We start from the raw sequence: 1,022 nt of genomic DNA, 5'->3' as shown, positions 1-1,022 counted from the left end.
GGTGAACGCCTTTCGATATTCTGCCATATTTCATCTTCCAGCAGACAATTTATGTCCGCTTCAACACGTGCCTTTATATCAGACAGTTTCAATAACTCGCTATACATCCATACCGTATAGCTCCAAATCGTTTCCCACAGTACAAGTTTCGATATTTTTGTGGTTTTGATAACCGGGGTAATGGCATCCGCACCAAACCTGCTTAATATCGTCTGGAGGGCAACGGAACTTTCCTTTTCCTGAACAATTCCCCACCGGTTTTTTTTCAATAAAAAATCCGGCAGCCAATGTTCATCTTCCGGATCATCCAAAACTCCCACGTCCCTCAGTGTGCCCTCCCAGGCAAGCCGATGCTTACTGACCATGTACAATTGTGCCGTAACAAAAAAAGCATATCGTCTGAACCACATCGACATGGCTATTTTTGACGTCTCCGCCCCTGTCCGGGCTTGTGCATACGATATTAGCTCTTCAACATTACAAATGGTCTTTGAGTCTTCGTTTCCACGTACCGATACGCGAAAGCCTTGCAGCTCTTTTTCCATGGTTGGTGTGAGCTTAACCATTGGCCATCGCTTTCATCCGGCTTTGTGCGTAACGCCCCTTCCCATATGGGATGCACATGGGACTGCCGAAAATGGGATCAAAGGAGATATGGCATTCCATCCCGAATACTTGCTGAACCAACCCGGGCGTGATGATTTCCTCTGGTCGTCCTTCCGCATGTATCGCCCCGTCTTTAACCGCAACCAAATTATCCGCATAACGGCATGCCAAATTCAAATCATGCAGAACCATAACGATCGTTCGATTCTCAAGCTCATTCAAATCGAACAATAAGTCAAGAATCTCGATTTGATGGGTCATATCGAGATATGTAGTCGGTTCATCCAGCAATATGATGTCCGTATCCTGTGCCAGCGTCATCGCGATCCATGCCCGCTGCCTCTGCCCTCCCGATAATTCGTCGACAGCACGTTCTTTCAATTCAGACAGGTTCGTTGCTTCGATCGCCTTCTGAA

2 protein-coding genes are annotated in these 1,022 nt (G+C 46.9%); both read right to left on the bottom strand.

All coding sequences use genetic code 11. The features are described from left to right. The coding region (locus tag CVN76_RS03615) for a hypothetical protein (RefSeq protein WP_100530329.1) at positions 1-566 on the bottom strand (566 nt) is incomplete at its 3' end. Continuing rightward, the coding region (locus CVN76_RS03610) for an ABC transporter ATP-binding protein (protein WP_157805501.1) at positions 559-1,022 on the bottom strand (464 nt) is incomplete at its 5' end. The genes CVN76_RS03610 and CVN76_RS03615, both read right to left, overlap by 8 nt.

The sequence above is a fragment of the Bacillus sp. mrc49 genome, from assembly GCF_002803435.1.
Note: the sequence above shows the minus strand (reverse complement) of the source record. Positions and strands in the feature narration are given on the sequence as shown.